Here is a 16,586-nt window from a genome sequence, read left to right on the forward strand (position 1 = left end):
GGTGCTGCCGATCGGCGGCGCCGACATGCCCGTGGTGATCTCGCTGCTCAACGCGCTGACGGGTCTGTCGGCGGCGGCGGCGGGTCTGGCGCTGAACAACCAGGCGATGATCGTGGCGGGCATGATCGTCGGCGCGTCGGGTTCGATTCTGACGAACCTGATGGCGAAGGCGATGAACCGGTCCATCCCGGCGATCATCTTCGGCTCGTTCGGTGGCGGTGACGCCGGCGGTGCCGGCGCGAGCGCGTCGGGTGGCACCGTGAAGGCCACCTCCGCCTCCGATGCGGCGATCCAGATGGCGTACGCCAACCAGGTGATCGTGGTGCCGGGTTACGGGTTGGCGGTCGCGCAGGCGCAGCACGCGGTCAAGGAGATGGCCAGCATGCTCGAGGAGCGGGGGGTGGAGGTCAAGTACGCGATCCATCCGGTCGCGGGCCGGATGCCCGGTCACATGAACGTGCTGCTGGCGGAGGCGGACGTGGAGTACGACGCGATGAAGGAGATGGACGACATCAACGGCGAGTTCTCTCGCACGGATGTCACGATCGTGATCGGCGCCAACGACGTCACGAACCCGGCCGCGCGTCAGGACTCGTCCAGCCCGATCTACGGGATGCCGATCCTGAATGTCGACCAGTCGAAGTCGGTGATCGTGCTCAAGCGGTCGATGTCGTCGGGGTATGCGGGTATCGACAATCCGCTGTTCACGGCGGATCAGACGTCGATGCTGTTCGGTGACGCGAAGAAGATGGTCTCCGAGGTCACCGAGGAACTGAAGGCGCTGTAACTCGCGCGCTGCAACACCACCGGTGGTGTCGCATCGACGGCGCTGTGACACCACCGGCTCTGCACCGACACGGGCACCTTCGCGCGGCTGGACCGCGCGAAGGTGCCCGTCACTCGTTGAGGACGGCGGGCCGGATCACGGTGTGGGCCGGAGCAGTCCGGCGAACCGACACGCGATCAGGACGCACAGCAGTGGCACCGCGAGTGTCGCGGTCAACGGCATCAGCTGCGTCAACCACCCCAGCAGTGCCGGACCGGCCAGCAACCCGAGATACCCCATGCCCACCACCCGGGACATGTTCACGCCCGGGGAGCCCGCGTGCAGGTTGCCCGCGGCGGTGAAGATCTGCGGGATGCAGCCCGAGAGCCCGAGTCCGAACAGTGCCCAGCCGAGCAGGGTGAACGGGACCCAACTCGACGCCATCACCGCGCCCATCCCGACGGCCGCGATCAGGGTGCCGTAGCGCACCACCGCGACCGGTCCCAGCGCGGCCGCGACCCGGTCCGCGGTGAACCGGCCGACGGTCATCATCACCGCGAACGCGCCGAACGCCAGTGCCGCGGTCGCGTCGGAGGTGCCGAGATGTTCCTTGACCTGCAGGGTGCTCCAGTCGTTCGCGGCGCCCTCGGCGAGGAACACGGCGAACGCGATCGCGCCGAGGGCGAGGACCTTCGCGGTCGCGGGACGATCGGGCGACCCCGCCGAGCCGGTGGCCGCGGACTGTTCGTGAGCTTCGTGCGGCAGCAGCGCCGGCAGGCAGGCCAGGATGACGACGGCGCCGAGCGCGGCGGCCCCCGACAACGCCGTGAGCGGAACCACGCCCGCGGCCAGCGTCGCCGCACCGAGCAGCGACCCGGCGACCCCGCCGAGCGAGAACAGCGCGTGGAACGCCGACATGATCGGCCGTCCGTACGCCCGCTCGACGTGCACGGCCTGCGAGTTCATCGACACGTCCAGCGCCCCGTTGCCGAGCCCGAAGACGGCCAGCGCCACGCCCAGGCCCACCGCGTCGGACGCCAGCGCCGGCCCGATCGCACCCGCGGACAGCAGCAGCCCTGCGACCCCGACCATCGTGCGACTGCCCCAGCGGTCCGCGAGCGGACCGGCGATCTGCATGCCGATCAGCGCCGCACCCGCCAGCACCAGCAGCAGCCAGCCCAGCGCGGCGTGGCTGACGCCCGTGCGCTGCGAGATCGCCGGGATGTGCACCACCCAGGCCGCGAGGAGGAATCCGTTGACGGCGAAGACGCCGAACACCGCGGCGCGGGACCGACGCAGGCGGACGGGGTCGACAGTGGTGAGCAGCATCCGTTCCATTGTGGCGGCCGTGCCGCGGCGCTGCTCAGGCCCGGGCCAGGAGGGCGAGCGGGTCGGTCAGGGCGGCCGCGACATCGGCGAGGAACCGCGACCCCTGCTCGCCGTCGACGATGCGATGGTCGAAGGACAGTCCCAGTGTCGTCACCCAGCGGGGCACGACCGCGTCGCCGACAACCCACGGTCGGCGGGCGATCGCCCCGAGGCACAGGATCGCGGCCTGCCCGGGCGGGAGGATCGGGGTGCCCGCGTCGACGCCGAACACCCCGACGTTGGTGATCGTGATCGTCCCGCCGGTCAGGTCCGCCGGGGTGGCGGTGCCGGCGCGGGCGGTCGCGGTGGCCACGCCGATCGCGCGGGTCAGGTCGACCAGGCTCATCGTGTGCGCGTCCGCGATCGTCGGCACCAGCAGTCCCCGCTCGGTCGCGGTCGCGATCCCCAGGTTCACGTAGTGCTTGGTGACGATCTCCTGCCGCACCTCGTCCCAGCTCGCATTCAGCTCGGGATGCGACCGCAACGAGACCAGCATCGCCTTCGCGACCAGCGCCAGTGGCGTCAGGGACAGGTCGACGAACGCCGGGGTGGACCGCAGCCGGTCGACGAGGTCCATCGAGGCGGACACCTCGGCCGTCACGAACACGCTGACGTGCGGTGCGGTGAACGCACTGTGGACCATCGCGGCCGCGGTCTCCTTGCGGACACCGTGGATCGGGACACGGGACTCGCGGCCGGCCGGCGCCGGTGCCGACGATGCGGCCGGGCGGTTCGCGGCGGAGCGCACGTCGTCGACGGTCACGGCGCCGCCCGACCCGGTGCCGGGGACCGCGGCGAGGTCGATGCCGAGTTCGTGGGCGAGTCGGCGGGCCGCCGGTTTCGCGTCGGGCCGCCCGGCGTCCCCCGCGTCACCGCTCCGCGCGCCGTCCGCGATGGCGGGCGTGGGCACCCGGTTCGTGCGGCGTCTGCGCCTGCTCGCCGCCGGTGCCTCGGGGCCGTAGCCGACGAGTACGGAATCCCGGTGCGGTGCTTCGGTTTCGGTGGGAACCGGGGAGTCGGCGTCGCCGATCCGGAGCAGCGGAGCGCCGACCGGGACCGCGTCGCCGGGCTCCGCGAGCAGGGCAAGGACGGTGCCGGCGAACGGTGACGGCAGCTCCACGACCGCCTTCGCGGTCTCGACCTCCGCGATCACCTGGTTGAGGACGACGGTGTCGCCCACGGACACCGACCACGACAGCAGTTCCGCCTCGGTCAGTCCCTCGCCGAGGTCGGGCAGGCGGAACTCGTGCGAACTCGGCGACGGCGAATCGGGTTCGGTCACGGGCTGGTCCGTTCAGGCGGCGAGCGTCTTGTCGACGGCGTCGAGGATGCGGTCGGGGTCGGGCAGGAAGTACTTCTCGAGCTTCGCCGGCGGATACGGTGTCGCGAACCCGCCGACCCGCAGGACCGGTGCCTCGAGCTGGTAGAAGCAGCGTTCGGTGATGCGTGCGGCGATCTCCGCTCCGAGCCCGGCGAACACCGGGGCCTCGTGCACGACCACGAGGCGTCCGGTCCGGCGCACCGACGCCTCGACCGTGTCGAAGTCGATCGGAGACAACGACCTCAGGTCGATCACCTCGAGGGTGTGCCCTTCCCGCTCGGCCTCGTCCGCGGCCGTCAGTGCGGTCGCGACCATCGGCCCGTACGCGACGACGGTCGCGTCGCTGCCGGCGCGCACGATCCGTGCCCGGTACAGCTCGAGCCCGGGCGGCGCGTCGAGATCGACCTCGCCGCGCTCCCAGTACCGCCGTTTCGGCTCGAAGAACAGCACCGGGTCGTCGTCGGCGATCGCCTGCTGGATCATCGTGAACGCGTCGCCGGGAGAGGACGGACTGACCACCCGCAGCCCGGCGGTGTGCGCGAAGTACACCTCCGGCGACTCCGAATGGTGTTCCACGGCACCGATTCCACCGCCGAACGGGATGCGGATCGTCATCGGCGCCCGGACCCGGCCCTCGGTGCGGTAGTGGATCTTCGCGACCTGCGAGACGATCTGGTCGAACGCCGGATACACGAACCCGTCGAACTGGATCTCGCAGACCGGACGGTAGCCGCGCAACGCGAGGCCGAACGCCGTGCCGACGATGCCGGACTCGGCGAGCGGGGTGTCGATCACGCGCGCGCCGCCGAAGTCCTTCTGCAGGGTGTCGGTGACGCGGAAGACGCCGCCGAGCGCGCCGACGTCCTCACCCATCAGCACCACCTTGGGGTCGCGTTCGAGGGCGCGCCGCAACCCGGCGTTGATCGCGCCCGCGAGGGTCAGCGTGGTCACGACGGCACCTCCTCGAATGTGCGCAGGTAGTCGGCGTAGCGGTCACGTTCCTCGTCGAGCAGGGGATGGGGACCGGTGTAGACGTGGTCGAACAGGGTCATCGGATCGGGGTCGGTCAGGGCCAGGGTGCCTGCGCGGAACGCGGCGGCCGTGTCGTCGGCCTTCTCCCGGACCCGGGTGTCGAAGGCGTCGTCCCAGGCTCCCTCCCGCTCGAGCAGTCGGCGGACCCGGTCGATCGGATCCCTGGCCCGCCACGGCTCCAGGTCGGCCCCGGTCCGGTAGCGGGTCGGGTCGTCGGACGTGGTGTGCGGACCCATCCGGTACGTCAGCGCCTCGATGAAGCTCGGCCCGCTGCCGTCACGGGCGCGGGCGACCGCGGTCCGGGTGACCGCCAGGACCGCCAACACGTCGTTGCCGTCCACCTGCACCGACGGGATCCCGTAACCGGTCGCTCTCTGCGCCAACGGAATCGGGCTCTGCAGGTGCACCGGTTCGCTGATCGCCCACTGGTTGTTCTGGCAGAAGAACACCACCCCGGCGTTGAAGCTTGCCGCGAACCCGAGTGCCTCGGCGAGGTCGCCCTGGCTGGTCGCGCCGTCTCCGAAGTACGCGACGGTCGCGATCTCGGCGCCGTCGAGGTGTGCGCCGAGCGCGTACCCGGTCGCGTGCAGTCCCTGCGCGCCGACGACGATCGCGGGGTTGGTCAGTGCGAGCGCGTTCGGATCCCAGCACGACAACGCCACTCCGCGCCACAGCCGGGGCCACTGCGCCGGGTCGACCCCGCGGCAGTACGCCAGGGCGTGCTCGCGGTAGCTGGTGAAGACGTAGTCGTCGGGGTGCAGCGCGTGCGCCGATCCGACCTGGGCGGCCTCCTGCCCGAGGCTCGGTGCCCAGATTCCGAGCTGACCCTGTCGTTGCAGTGCGGTCGCCTCGGTGTCGATCCGCCGCACGACGACCATGTCCTCGTACAGTTCGCGCAGCCCGCGGGCGTCGACGTCCGCGACGACCTCCGCGCATCGTGCGCCGTGCACCCGTCTGCCGTCCGGTTGGACGAGCTGGACCGGATAGACCATTTTGTCGGTCACCGGGACCTCCTCGTGCGGGCGCCGAACGGGTCCTCGTGAGACCGTGCCCGACGCGCTGTGCCCTCACCCACCAGGATCCCCCTTTACGGTGGCGACGCAAGAGGCCGGCGGGCGCGCGATCAGCGGCGGCGCAGACCGAGACGCAGGTTCACCGGTTTGAGCGTGAACTCCTCCGCCACCTCGAGTTCGTAGCCGGGGTCGGGTTCGAGGTCGTACCGGTGCAGGATCAGGGCGAGCGCGAGCACCGACTCGTGCAGCGCCAGTTGCCGTCCGATGCACTGGCGCAGCCCGGTGCCGAACGGCTTGTAGATCCCGGGCGGACGGGTCCGGGCGCGTTCGGGCAGGAACCGGTCGGGGTCGAAGGCGAGGGGGTCGGGACCCCACACCGGGTCCCGGTGCACGGCGAGCGTCAACGCCACCATCGGCTGCCCGGCCCGGACCGGGTAGCGACCGCCGAGCAGGGTGTCGCGGAGCGGCTCCCGGAGGAATCCGGGCGCGATCGGCCACAGGCGCAGCGTCTCGTCGACGACCCGGCGCACGTACTTGAGTTTGTGGATGTCGGCGAACACCGGGTCGGGATCGGTGCCCGCCGGCCACAACGACTCGATCTCGGCGCGGGCCAGGTCCGCGACGTCGGGGTGGGTGGCGAGCAGGTGCAGGGCGAACGACAGAGTGCCCGAGGTGGTTTCGTGACCGGCGTTGAGGAACGTGATCACCTGGTTGCGGATGTTCTCGTCGCTGAGGAAGCGCCCGCCCTCGGGGTCTGCGGTGGTCAGCATCAACGCCAGCAGGTCGTCGTCGGGGGCGCCTTCCGGGTGGGTCCGGCGGGTGCGGATCACGTCGTCGACGACACTGCGGGTGTACGCGAGGTCGGCCTCCACCTGGGCGATCGTGCGGCGGTGCACGAGGTGGTCGAGCCAGTGCACCGGTATCCGGTACCCCGACCGTCCCATGTAGGCGAACACCCCTGTCACCGCGGTCGCGTACGGATCCGGCTCGGACGACTCGAACGAGCGGAAGTCGTGCCCGAAACCGATCCTGCCGATCGTCTGCAGGGTCAGCTTGCTGGTGTCGGTGTGCACGTCCACCGGGCCGGAGCGGGCGCGCTCGTCCCAGTACGCGATCAGTTCGCGGGTGGTGTCGACCATCGTGGCGTGGTAGTTCTTCATCGCGGACAGCGAGAACGCCGGCTGCAGGATGTTGTGCGCTCGTGACCAGTTCGGCTCGGTCGTGTACGCGGAGAACAGGGCGTCGGCGACGACCTCGCGGGCGAAGCCGATGCTGAATCCGACGTGCTTGCCGAACCGTTTCTCGTCGCACAGGTCCGCGTACAGGTCCGTGCCGGACACCACCGTCAGGTGGTGTCGAAAGATCTGGGTGTCGAAGATCGGGCCGAGTTCGGGCACCTGCTCGGCCAGGTGCTGGGTGGGACGGGCGGGGTCGGCGGTGAGGACGTCCCCGAGGACGGGCAGGCGGTGCGGGGGGTGCGGCAGGGTGGTGGTCATCGTGATGCACTTCGATTCGGCTGGCCCTGGGATGACGTGGTCCGATGCCATTGTCCCGCGGTCGGCGGCCGAAGTCTGCTCCCGAATCGTGATGCGTCGGACCCGTTTCGGTACCGCAGGTTTCGATTCGGGTCGCCTTACGCTGGACGAGCCCGGCCACGGGCGGACAACGCGGACCGGAAGGGGATGCGCATGGGACTCGGCAGGGGACTGGTGACGACGGCGGCGGTGACGACAGCGGCGGCGCTGGCCCTGGCGCCCTCGGCGTCCGCGGCCACCACGTACCGGATCACGACCGTCCCACCGATCGGCACGGTGTACGCGAACAACCTGGTGACGCTGGGTGTCTCGGTCGGGCCCGTGCCGACCGGGGCGGATGCGACGACCCCGGTCGCGCTCACGATCACCGAACCGGACGGCGACACCCGCTCCGTCACGATGCCCCTGACTCTCGGGGTCGCCACGGTGGCCACACCGATCCACGAGGCCGGACGGTACGTCGCCACGTTCACGTTCGACCCGGCCGGTGGCGACCGGGCCGAGGCGACCGTGCAGTTCGACGCGGTGCCCTCACCGCTGGGCAGCGGCAGCGCGTCGTAGCCGCCGACCCCCGCCGGGGCACAGCGATATCGGTCCGGGCGGACCTGGGTCGAACTACCATCGACGGGTCAGTGCCGGGGTGGTTCGACGGCGGAACCGTCGCACATCGCGGTCGCGTTCGCCGCGCATCCACAGTGAGGGGAGCAGTCGATGAACAAGGTCGTGGGGCTGGACGAGCAGGCCGTGTCCGCCTGGATCGCCGAACTGGGGGTCGGTGCGCTGGCTCCGCTGACCTACAGGCGGATCGGCAACGGACAGTCCAATCTCACCTTCCTGGTGACCGATTCGGGCGGGTCGCACTGGGTGCTGCGGCGGCCGCCGCTCGGGCATCTGCTGGCGTCCGCGCACGACGTCGCCCGGGAGTACCGGATCCTCTCGGCCCTGCAGGGTACCGGGGTTCCCGTTCCGAAAGCGCTTGCGCTGACCGAGGACAACGCGGTCACCGACGCGCCGCTGATGCTGATGGACCACGTCGACGGAATCGTCATCGACAGCATCGGGGTGGCCAAGCAGTTGACGCCGGACCGCCGGCGTCAGACCGGCGAGTCGATGCCGAGGGCACTGGCCAGCATTCACCAGGTCGACCTCGAACTCGCCGGTCTCGAGGATCTGTCGAGCCGGTCACCCTTCGCGGAGCGGCAGATCCGACGGTGGTCCGGGCAGTGGGCGAAGTCGAGGACCCGCGAGGTGCCGCAGGTCGACGAACTGACCGCGATCCTGACCCGTTCGATTCCGCAGCAGAACGAAATCACCTTGGTGCACGGGGACTTTCACCTGAGCAACGTCATCACCTCCCGCGACGACGGCCGGGTCGTCGCGGTCCTGGACTGGGAACTGTGCACCCTCGGCGACCCACTGGCGGACGTGGGGGCGCTGCTCGCCTACTGGTCGCAGGCGGACGACGCGGTACCGGGCCCGTTCGTCGCGTCGACGATGGACGGGTTCCCGACCCGCGACGAACTCGCGGCCATCTACTTCGAGGAGACCGGACGCGATCCCGCGGCGCTCGGCTTCTGGCACACCCTGGCGCTGTGGAAGCTGGCGATCATCGCCGAGGGAGTGCTGCGTCGCACCATCGACGACCCCCGCAACACGGCCGAGACCGGGGCGCCGTCGACCCGGATCATCGACGACATCGTGGCCCGCGCGATCTCGACCGCCGCGGACGCAGGCCTGCGGTGAGCGGCGGCTTCCAGCAGAATCCGCCCGCGATAGTTGTGGATTCGTGATCCCTCCGGTCTTGAAATGTTTGTTCCCGGTTCGGGCTAGGCCTCGCAAACGGGGCACGGCCCCGCCACAACTTTCCGTCCGCCCCGCTCGTGCCCGAGCGGGGCGGACGGCGTCGTTCGGGGGTCAGCCTCGGACGAGCGGCGCCACGGCCCTGCGGATCTCGTCGGGCACGGGGACCGGTCGGCGGGTCGCCGAGTCCACGTACACGTGCACGAACCGTCCGGTCGCGGCGAGCGAGAGATCCGGACCGGACTCGCGGAAGATCGCCAGCGCGTACGTGATCGAGCTGGTGCCCAGGCGATCGACCGCCAGGCCGACCCGCAGCGCGTCCGGGAAGCTGAGTTCACTGAGGTACGTACAGGAGGTCTCCGCCACCACGCCGATCGCCGGCAGTGCGCGAATGTCGACACCGGACTCGGCGATCAGGTAGGCGTTCACCGCCGTGTCGAAGTACGAGTAGTACGTGACGTTGTTGACGTGCCCGTAGTGGTCGTTGTCCGCCCAGCGGGTCGGCACCGGCCACAGCACCGGGTAGTCGGCGGAGGTGGGGGCGGGCGGTGCGGTGGTCATGGTGCCGACCTTAGAACAGCGGCCGTCGGCGCCGGAGCGCCCGGTGACGTGGCGCCGACGCGGCGGCCCGGGGAACGCGGGGAACCGGCCGCGCCCTTCCCGGAGTACCGCCGATCACCGGCCCCGACCCCGGGGACGTCGTCACCGAGTCGGCCCGGATCGTCTCAGGGAGTGTCGGGGCGCCTGATCCCGCGCAGCACCAGCCTGGTCGCCAGACCGGCCACGAGCGCCCAGAACGCGGATCCGATGCCGAGGATACCGACCCCCGAGGCGGCGATCAGGAACGTCAGCACCGCCGCCTCCCGGTCGGAGTCGTCCGCGACTGCGGCGGCGAGTGCGCCGCCGAGGGTGGCCAGCAGGGCGAGGCCGGCGACCGCCTCGATCACCCCGGCCGGTGCGGCCGCGACGAGGGCGGCCAGCGCCGCGGAGCAGAACGCGAGCACGAGGTACGCCCAGCCGGAGGTGAACGCGGCGATCCAACGACGATTGCGATCGGGGTGCGCGGTGGGGGCGGCCGACAGCGCTGCGCTGATCGCGGCGAGGTTGATCGCGTGTCCGCCCGCGGGCGCCCCGCAGACGGTGCCGAGTCCGGTGACGGTCATCGCGGCCCGCCACGGCACCCGGTAACCGAAGGACGACATCACCGCGACACCCGGGATGTTCTGCGAGGCCATCGTCACGATGTAGAGCGGGACCGCGATGCCGACCAGCGCTTGCCAGGTCCAGTGCGGCACGGTCGGGTCGAACCGCGGAATCAGCGCGGTCGCGTCGAGGGAGCGGTCGTCGCGGGCGAGGCTGACGCCGATCACCACCGCCGCGGTGGCGAACGCGGCAGGCACGGCCCAGCGTTTGGAAAACCGTTGCAGGACAAGCCAGACCGCCACGACCGGCGCGACCGCGGCCGGGGAGTCCCGGAGTGCGGTGATCGGGGCGAGGCAGAGCTGCAGCAGCACGCCGGCGAGCATCGCCTGGGCGAGGGTGGTCGGGATCGCGGCGATCAACCGACCCAGCCGTGGCCACAACCCGGTGAGGACGACGGCCAGGCCGACCACGACGAACGCCCCGACCGCGGCCGGCCACCCGCCCTGGACCGCCCCGGTGCCGGCGAGCAGCGCGGCGCCCGGCGTGGACCAGGCCAACGTGATCGGCATCCGGTACCGGCGCGAGAGCCAGAGGATCCCGACGGCCTGCGTCACGCACAGCGCCATCAACCCCGATGCCGCCTCCGTGGGGCTCGCCCCGACCGCGCGCAGCCCGGTGAGCACCACGGCGAACGAGCTGGTGAACCCGACCAGCGCGGTGACCACCCCGGCGCTGATCGCGTGTGTGAGCACCGGGTCGGTGGTGGACGGCTCGGGTTCGAGGGTGCGCGACACGACGGCCATCCTGCCTCAGCGGTGTCGACCGGTGCCGTCCGCCCAGGTCCAGCCGGAATCGTCGGTCCGGACCGCCCGGGCCATGTCATCCGAGTAAATGACTCTTTGTCTTTGCTTTGGACAGGGAATGGATATGGAGGCAGACTCGACCTCGAGCCGAAGCCGGCTCGAGGGAAACACGAGACAAAGGGAGTGATCCATGGAAAAGATCATCGAACTGCTCACCGGTCTGCTCACCAGCTTCTCCGCCGACGCCGAGACGCCCGAGACCCCCGAGACTCCCTAGTCGCCTCGGCACCACGCAGCCGTTCGCTGCGTCGACCTCACCGGACGCCCCGCTCGTCGAGCGGGGCGTTCCGTCGTGTCGGGACCGCAAATCCCGCGGGTGCGCCGTGCCGAGGAGTAGGTTCCGACCCACCAAGCACACCTCGACGACGGGACGGGTGATGGCCCCACAGTCCGTGATGAAGACGCACCGGCGCCGGGGGCTGTTCGCGGCCGCGGCCGTCACCCTGCTGGTAGCCGTGGCGGGATGCTCCGACAACTCGACGACCGAGCCGGCCACCACCACGGCCGAGTCGACCGCGGCGATGAACCCCGCCGTCGCGCAGCGGCTCGACTCGGCGATCCAGGCCACGATGGCGGAGGCCTCGGTGCCCGGCGTCATCGTCGGTGTCTGGGGTCCGGACGGCAACTACGTCAAGGCGTTCGGCGTCGCCGACAAGGCCACCGGCGCCCCGATGCAGACCGACTTCTACACCCGGATCGGCAGCCTCACGAAGACGTTCACGGTCACGGGCGTGCTCCAGCTCGTCGACGAGGGCAAGGTCGGCCTCGACGACCCGATCTCGAAATACATACCGGGAGTGCCCGCCGGCGACCAGATCACGATTCGGCAGCTCGCGCGCATGCAGAGCGGGCTCGCGAACTACACCGCGAGCGAGGAGTTCCAGAAGGCGTTCTTCGCGAATCCGCGGGCGCCCTTCACGCCGCAGCAGCTGCTCGGGTACGCGTTCGCGATGCCCGCGTCCTTCCCGCCCGGTCAGGGCTTCCAGTACTCGAACACCAACACCACGCTGCTGGGGCTGGTGGTCGAGCAGGTCAGTGGAATGTCGTTGCCGGACTACATTTCGCAGAAGATCCTCGCACCGCTGAAGATGGATCAGACGAACTTCCCCACCACGAACGCCTTCCCGGCCCCGCACGCGCAGGGGTACACGGTGCAGACCGCGGACGGCAAGGAGGCGACGGCCACCGACTGGGACCCGTCGTGGGGCTGGGCGGCGGGTGCGATGATCTCGACGCTCGACGACCTGCACACCTGGGGGCCGGCACTGGCGACCGGCACGCTGCTCACCCCGGAGACCCAGAAGCAGCGGCTGGAAACCGTGAACGCGCCCGGATATCCCCCGAACGTCGGCTACGGCCTCGGCCTGTTCAACGCCGCCGGGTGGATCGGGCACAACGGCAGCCTGCCCGGCTACCAGACGGTCACGGTCTACCTGCCGGAGAAGCAGACGACCCTGGTGATCATGACCAACACGGACACCGCGTACGAGGGCAGCGAGCCGAGCACGCTGCTCGGGACCGCGATCACCGAGATCATCTCCCCGGACCACGTGTACCGGCTGACCGAGACCGCGCCGACGCCCGGCGAGTCGCCCGCACCGACACCGTCGGCCACCCGCTAGCGGGCCGGGGCACCCATCCGCACACCACCGTGATCCGACGTCCTCGGGACGTACGATGCGAGTGTGCGGAGGCGGGGCTTCCGGTCACCGACGTCATGACCGGACGCGGAGAGGTCACCACCCGGCGCCCGGTGGCGCGGGCGGTGGCGGGGATCGTCGCCGCGGCCGTGGCACTCGGGGTCGGCGAGCTGGCGTCGGTCCTCGTCGGTCCTGACTCCTCGCCCTTCCTCGCTGTCGGATCGGTGACCGTGGACCGCAGCCCGGCCTGGGCCCGCGAGTTCGCGATCACCACGTTCGGCACTCACGACAAACCGGCGCTGTTCGTCGGGATGTCGGCGGTCATCGTGGCGATCGCGGCCCTCGCCGGGCTGATGGAGCGGCCGCGGGGGCCCTACGGCAGCGCGATCCTCGCCCTCCTCGGCGTGGTGGGTGTGTCCGCCGCCGTGTCCCGGCCCGGCGCGACGTGGACGGCCGCGCTGCCCACTGTCGTCGGCGTGGCGCTCGGGGTCGTGGTGCTGCGGCTGCTCACCGCGGCCGCGGTCACACCCGCCCCGCCGGCGTCGGGGGCGTCGTGGCCCTCGCGGCGGCGGTTCCTGCTGCTCGCCGGGGCGGCGGTCGCGTTCGCCGCCGGTGCCGGGGCTCTCGGAGCGCGGGCGGGACAGCGCCTCGCCGGCGTGCTCGAGAACCGGCGCGGCGTCACGCTGCCCAGCGTCGCCGACCGGGCCGCGCCGATCCCGGCCGGCGCGGACGTCGCGGTGCCCGGCGGCACCAGCTTCCTCACCCCCGACGACACCTTCTACCGCATCGACACCGCGTTGCGGGTGCCCCGGTTGCGGACCGACGAGTGGCGCCTGCGCATCCACGGCCTGGTCGACCGGGAACTGACGCTGACCTGGGACGACCTGCGCCGGCGAACCCCGATCGAGCGGGCGATCACGCTGACCTGCGTGTCCAACGACGTCGGTGGGAGCCTGGCCGGCAATGCGGTGTGGATCGGCTACCGCGTCGACGAGCTCCTCGACGAGGTCGGGGTCCGTCCCGACGCCGACATGCTGCTGTCCACGAGCGTCGACGGCTTCACCGTCGGCACGCCGGTCGCCGTGCTGCGCGACGGGCGCGACGCGATGCTGGCGGTCGCGATGAACGGCGAACCGTTGCCCCTCGCCCACGGGTTCCCGGTGCGTCAGGTGGTGCCGGGCCTGTACGGATTCGTCTCGGCCACCAAGTGGGTGGTGGACTGGGAGCTGACCAGATTCGATCGGGCGCAAGCGTATTGGACGCGGCGCGGCTGGGCGGCCCAGGCGCCGATCAAGACGGCGTCCCGGATCGACGTGCCCGCGGCGTTCGCGTCGGTGCCGGCGGGGCGGCTGGTCGTCGCGGGCACCGCATGGGCACAGCACCGCGGCATCGCGGCGGTCGAGGTGCGGGTCGACGAGGGCGCCTGGCATGCGGCGACGTTGGCACCGTCGTACTCCGTCGACACCTGGCGGCAGTGGACGTGGGAGTGGGACGCGTCGGCCGGGACACACGCCTTGCAGGTGCGGGCCACCGACCTCGACGGCAGCGTGCAGACGCCGGAGCGGCGGACCCCGATACCGGACGGCGCGACCGGCTGGCACAGCCGCACGATCACGGTGGAGCGCTGACCCGCCCGTGCGCGAGTTTCACCGCGGTTGGGGGAATCTCACGCACCGGCGCGGGGGTACGGTGAGCCGATGGTGACCATCGACGTCGTCCGAGGCGACATCACCCGGTTCGAGGCCGACGCGATCGTGAACGCGGCGAACTCCGGTCTGCTCGGTGGCGGGGGAGTCGACGGTGCCATCCACCGGGTCGGCGGCCCCGCCGTCCTCGCGGAGTGCAGGCGGCTGCGCGAGACGACCCTGCCGGGTGGTCTGCCCGCCGGGGACGCCGTCGCGACCACGGCCGGAAATCTGCCCGCGCGCTGGGTGATCCACACGGTCGGGCCGGTGTACTCGGCGGCCGAGGACCGGTCCGCGGTGCTGCGGTCGGCCTACACCCGCAGTCTCGCGGTGGCCGACGAGCTGGGCGCGCGGACGGTCGCGTTCCCGCTCGTGTCGGCGGGCGTCTACGGCTGGCCGCACGCCGACGCCGTACACCAGGCGGTCAGCGCCGTGCGGTCGGCGTCGACGTCGGTGCGGAGGGTCACGTTCGTCGCGTTCGGTGACGCGATGGCCGACCTTCTGCGGCGGGAACTGTCGCCGCTGGTGGCGGTGGAGGAGCTGGCCACCAGGCTCGGGTCGGCGCGGCCGACGGTGCTGCTCGACGTCCGGTGGGCGCTGGGCGACCCGCACGGACACGACCACTTCCTGCGCGGCCACCTTCCCGGAGCCCGATTCGTGGACCTGGACACCGAACTGGCCGCGCCGCCGACCCCGGAGCTGGGCAGGCACCCCCTGCCCGCGGCCGCGGACCTGCAGGCGTCGGCGCGGCGCTGGGGCATCGACGACGGCGACGTCGTGGTCGTCTACGACGCCACCGGGAACACGGCGGCGGCGCGCGCCTGGTGGCTGCTGCGCTGGGCCGGCATCGCCGATGTGCGGATGCTCGACGGCGGGCTGCAGGCATGGACCGCGGCCGGATACCCGCTCGAGGAGGGCCCCGGCGTCCCGGTCGCGGCGGGGACCGTCGTGCTCGGCTCCGGGCACCTGCCGACCGTCACGATCGACGAGGTCGCCGACCTGGCGCGGGACGGGATCGTGCTCGACGCCCGGGCCGCGGAACGGTACCGCGGCGAGGTGGAACCGGTCGATCCGCGGGCGGGCCACATCCCGGGCGCCCGCAGCGCTCCGACCACCGAAAACCTCGACGGTGCAGGACGATTCGCCGATGCGGCGACTCTGCGGCGCCGCTTCGCCGAGCTGGGGGCCGACGGGTCGGTCCCGGTCGCCGCGTACTGCGGGTCCGGCGTCAACGCCACCCACGAGGTGGCCGCGCTCGCGATCGCCGGGATCGAGGCCGCCTTGTTCCCCGGCTCGTGGTCGCAGTGGTCCGGCGATCCGGCGCGGCCGGCCGCGACCGGGCCGAACCCGTAGAACCGGCGGCCCGTCCCGTCCTATGCCCGGGAGAACTCCGACGCCCGGCGCACCTGGTCCGGAGTGGGCCGCACGCCGGTGTAGAGCGCGAACTGCGCCGCCGCCTGCAGCGCGATCACCTCGGCGCCGGTGACGACGGTCCTGCCGAGCTCGACGGCCGCGCGGATCAACGGGGTCTCCGGCGGCAGCGCGACCACGTCGAACACCACCTCCGACGCCGCGACGGCGTCCGCGTCGAACGGCAGGTCGTCGGCGCCGGGACCACCCGCCATCCCGATCGGCGTCGCGTTCACCAGCAGCCGTGGTCGCAGGTCCCCGAGTTCGGGGCGCCATGCGAAGCCGTACCGCTGCGCGAGCGCCCGGCCCGTCGTCGCGTTGCGGGCCACCACCGTGACCGCACGGAAACCGTTGTCGCGCAAGGCGGCCACCACGGCCTTGGCCATGCCGCCGCTGCCCGCGACCGCGACCGTCGACGCCGGATCGACGCCGCGGTCGGCGATCAGCGTCGCCACCGCCTCGTAGTCGGTGTTGTAGGCGTGCAGGACGCCGTCCTCGTTGACGAGGGTGTTCACCGAGTCGATCGCGGCGGCCGACGGGTGCATCACGTCGACGAACTCGATGCACGCCTCCTTGAACGGCATCGACACCCCGCAGCCGCGGATGCCGAGTGCGCGGATCCCGGCGATCGCGGCGGGCAGGTCGGTCGTCGTGAAGGCCTTGTAGACGAAGTCCAGGCCCAGCTCCTCGTACAGGAAGTTGTGGAAGCGGGTGCCGATGTTCGACGGCCGCGCGGACAACGACATGCACAGCGTCGTGTCCTTGGTGATGGTGTCCCTGCTGATCCGGTGCACCGGTCCACGGTATCGCCGACCTGGGTCGGGGGCCGGTCGGGCGGGTTCGCCGCTAGTGACTCGCCTCACATCTGGACGTAGAGTCGTCGGTGCGTCACGGCCCTCGCCGTGGCGCGAAATCCGCGGTGGTGGTGGCAGGGGAGCTGCAGGTAGGGGTCTGAGCTGGGTGAAGTTACCAGACGGTAGGTGCGCCGGCCGCCGGGCCGACCGTTGCGC

14 protein-coding genes and 1 pseudogene are annotated in these 16,586 nt (G+C 71.5%); 7 read left to right on the plus strand and 8 right to left on the minus strand.

Annotation, left to right across the window (positions count from 1 at the left end; translation table 11 throughout):
* On the plus strand, positions 1-787 hold a 787-nt coding region (locus ABD951_RS11035; RefSeq protein ID WP_345344639.1), incomplete at its 5' end, for an NAD(P)(+) transhydrogenase (Re/Si-specific) subunit beta.
* 135 nt (positions 788-922) lie between these two features.
* Here ABD951_RS11035 and ABD951_RS11040 read toward each other — a convergent pair.
* From ABD951_RS11040 to ABD951_RS11060, 5 genes are all read right to left on the minus strand, one after another.
* Positions 923-2,095, minus strand: a complete 1,173-nt coding sequence (locus ABD951_RS11040) for an MFS transporter (RefSeq protein WP_345344641.1) — start codon at positions 2,093-2,095, stop codon at positions 923-925.
* A 34-nt stretch (positions 2,096-2,129) separates the two neighbouring features.
* Positions 2,130-3,416 (minus strand): dihydrolipoamide acetyltransferase family protein, encoded by a 1,287-nt coding sequence (locus tag ABD951_RS11045; protein WP_345344643.1) that lies wholly within the window; start codon positions 3,414-3,416, stop codon positions 2,130-2,132.
* Between the two features lie 12 nt (positions 3,417-3,428).
* The gene (locus tag ABD951_RS11050) at positions 3,429-4,406 is read right to left on the minus strand and encodes an alpha-ketoacid dehydrogenase subunit beta (RefSeq protein ID WP_345344645.1); all 978 of its coding nucleotides are present in this window, start codon (positions 4,404-4,406) and stop codon (positions 3,429-3,431) included.
* On the minus strand, positions 4,403-5,491 hold the full coding sequence (gene pdhA / locus ABD951_RS11055; RefSeq protein WP_345344647.1) for a pyruvate dehydrogenase (acetyl-transferring) E1 component subunit alpha: 1,089 nt from the start codon (positions 5,489-5,491) through the stop codon (positions 4,403-4,405). Before pdhA ends, ABD951_RS11050 begins: the two co-directional genes overlap by 4 nt.
* A gap of 119 nt (positions 5,492-5,610) precedes the next feature.
* Positions 5,611-6,996: a cytochrome P450 gene (locus ABD951_RS11060; protein WP_345344649.1), complete on the minus strand. Its 1,386-nt coding sequence runs from the start codon at positions 6,994-6,996 to the stop codon at positions 5,611-5,613.
* Positions 6,997-7,188: 192 nt separating this feature from the next.
* On the opposite strand from ABD951_RS11060, the gene ABD951_RS11065 reads away from it, so the two are divergent.
* Both ABD951_RS11065 and ABD951_RS11070 read left to right on the plus strand, forming a co-directional pair.
* Complete coding sequence (locus ABD951_RS11065) at positions 7,189-7,596, plus strand: hypothetical protein (protein ID WP_345344651.1); 408 nt, start codon at positions 7,189-7,191, stop codon at positions 7,594-7,596.
* Between the two features lie 150 nt (positions 7,597-7,746).
* Entirely contained in the window at positions 7,747-8,778 is a 1,032-nt protein-coding gene (locus ABD951_RS11070) for a phosphotransferase family protein (protein ID WP_345344653.1), read from the plus strand.
* Between the two features lie 171 nt (positions 8,779-8,949).
* On the opposite strand, the gene ABD951_RS11075 is transcribed toward ABD951_RS11070, so the two are convergent.
* Both ABD951_RS11075 and ABD951_RS11080 read right to left on the minus strand, forming a co-directional pair.
* Positions 8,950-9,396, minus strand: coding sequence for an acyl-CoA thioesterase (locus ABD951_RS11075; protein WP_345344655.1), 447 nt, complete (start codon positions 9,394-9,396; stop codon positions 8,950-8,952).
* Between the two features lie 164 nt (positions 9,397-9,560).
* Complete coding sequence (locus tag ABD951_RS11080; protein WP_345344657.1) at positions 9,561-10,781, minus strand: benzoate/H(+) symporter BenE family transporter; 1,221 nt, start codon at positions 10,779-10,781, stop codon at positions 9,561-9,563.
* 437 nt (positions 10,782-11,218) lie between these two features.
* Between ABD951_RS11080 and ABD951_RS11085 the strand changes: the two genes are divergently transcribed.
* The 4 genes and pseudogenes from ABD951_RS11085 (at position 11,219) to ABD951_RS11100 (ending at position 15,519) form a co-directional block, all read left to right on the plus strand.
* Positions 11,219-12,463 carry a serine hydrolase domain-containing protein gene (locus ABD951_RS11085; RefSeq protein ID WP_345344659.1) on the plus strand — a complete coding sequence of 415 codons (1,245 nt, stop codon included), beginning with the start codon at positions 11,219-11,221 and terminating at the stop codon, positions 12,461-12,463.
* 95 nt (positions 12,464-12,558) lie between these two features.
* Positions 12,559-14,109, plus strand: coding sequence for a molybdopterin-dependent oxidoreductase (locus ABD951_RS11090; protein ID WP_345344661.1), 1,551 nt, complete (start codon positions 12,559-12,561; stop codon positions 14,107-14,109).
* A gap of 69 nt (positions 14,110-14,178) precedes the next feature.
* Positions 14,179-14,670: pseudogene (locus ABD951_RS11095) on the plus strand (O-acetyl-ADP-ribose deacetylase); the annotation flags it as partial.
* Positions 14,656-15,519 (plus strand): sulfurtransferase, encoded by an 864-nt coding sequence (locus tag ABD951_RS11100; RefSeq protein WP_345344788.1) that lies wholly within the window; start codon positions 14,656-14,658, stop codon positions 15,517-15,519. The pseudogene ABD951_RS11095 and the gene ABD951_RS11100, both read left to right, overlap by 15 nt.
* Before the next feature lie 20 nt (positions 15,520-15,539).
* Here ABD951_RS11100 and ABD951_RS11105 read toward each other — a convergent pair whose 3' ends face one another.
* A complete protein-coding gene (locus ABD951_RS11105) occupies positions 15,540-16,370 on the minus strand; it encodes a shikimate 5-dehydrogenase (RefSeq protein WP_345344663.1) in 831 nt (276 codons plus the stop codon).
* Between the last annotated feature and the right edge of the window lie 216 nt (positions 16,371-16,586).

The sequence above is a fragment of the Rhodococcus olei genome (assembly GCF_039540555.1).
Taxonomy (GTDB): domain Bacteria; phylum Actinomycetota; class Actinomycetes; order Mycobacteriales; family Mycobacteriaceae; genus Rhodococcus_G; species Rhodococcus_G olei.

Bases quoted from the DNA above. Each gene is read 5' to 3' on its own strand.
- ABD951_RS11040 (WP_345344641.1), bottom strand. From the start codon at position 2,095: ATGCTGCTCACCACTGTCGACCCCGTCCGCCTGCGTCGGTCCCGCGCC.
- ABD951_RS11060 (WP_345344649.1), bottom strand. From the start codon at position 6,996: ATGACCACCACCCTGCCGCACCCCCCGCACCGCCTGCCCGTCCTCGGG.
- ABD951_RS11065 (WP_345344651.1), top strand. From the start codon at position 7,189: ATGGGACTCGGCAGGGGACTGGTGACGACGGCGGCGGTGACGACAGCG.
- ABD951_RS11070 (WP_345344653.1), top strand. From the start codon at position 7,747: ATGAACAAGGTCGTGGGGCTGGACGAGCAGGCCGTGTCCGCCTGGATC.
- ABD951_RS11075 (WP_345344655.1), bottom strand. From the start codon at position 9,396: ATGACCACCGCACCGCCCGCCCCCACCTCCGCCGACTACCCGGTGCTG.
- ABD951_RS11080 (WP_345344657.1), bottom strand. From the start codon at position 10,781: ATGGCCGTCGTGTCGCGCACCCTCGAACCCGAGCCGTCCACCACCGAC.
- ABD951_RS11085 (WP_345344659.1), top strand. From the start codon at position 11,219: ATGGCCCCACAGTCCGTGATGAAGACGCACCGGCGCCGGGGGCTGTTC.
- ABD951_RS11090 (WP_345344661.1), top strand. From the start codon at position 12,559: ATGACCGGACGCGGAGAGGTCACCACCCGGCGCCCGGTGGCGCGGGCG.
- ABD951_RS11100 (WP_345344788.1), top strand. From the start codon at position 14,656: ATGGCCGACCTTCTGCGGCGGGAACTGTCGCCGCTGGTGGCGGTGGAG.